The sequence below is a fragment of the Candidatus Symbiopectobacterium sp. NZEC135 genome (assembly GCF_025962695.1).
Map to the genome: position 1 here is coordinate 1 of NZ_JAGFPF010001241.1, position 642 is coordinate 642.

Annotated in this window: 1 protein-coding gene; it reads right to left on the bottom strand. The window is 51.9% G+C overall.

The features are described 5' to 3' along the window. Positions 1–622 (bottom strand): LysR substrate-binding domain-containing protein (locus J5224_RS33590; protein ID WP_264629209.1); only part of this gene is annotated, 622 nt, incomplete at its 3' end. Positions 623–642 lie beyond the last annotated feature (20 nt).

A 642-nucleotide genomic window follows, 5' to 3' on the forward strand; every position in this document is an offset into this window, starting at 1 on the left:
CATCAACCGTATCCGGCAGCGTTGCCAGTTGTACGTGTGGCTTCGCCAGCCACTCTTCCAGGGTCAGATCACTACGCACAGGCAGAAAGCGCCTGTCGGCAAGACAAATAAACGCTTCAGTGAAAAGCGTCTCCTTCTGAATACCTTCGACAAAATTTGGGAAAACGCCCAGCGCAAGATCCACTTCACCATCTTCAAGTTGTGCCAGCATCATTTCTCTACTGGCTTGAATAATAGCCAGATCCATTCCCGGTGCATGTTGTCGCAGATGAATCACCAAAGAGGGCAATACTATCCTTGCGGCGTAATCGGACATCGCTATCCTGAAGCGTCGTTTTGCCGTATAGGGGTCAAATACGGAAGGCGCTAACAGGCTACTCAACCCCTGAAGCAAAGTTTCAAGCGGAGGAAGCAGGGCGTGAGCCTTGGCCGAAAGCGTCATTTTTCCGTTCTTACGAACCAGCAAGGGATCCTTGAAGTGAACTCTCAGTTGTGCCAGCGAGTGACTCACCGCCGGCTGGCTGCGATGGAGCCTGAGCGCCGCGCGCGTAACGTGTTTCTCAGCGAGCAGGGCATGTAACGTCAGGAGCAGGTTAAGATCAATTTTCCGTAAAGCATCCATTTCATGCATGTCCTGTATAC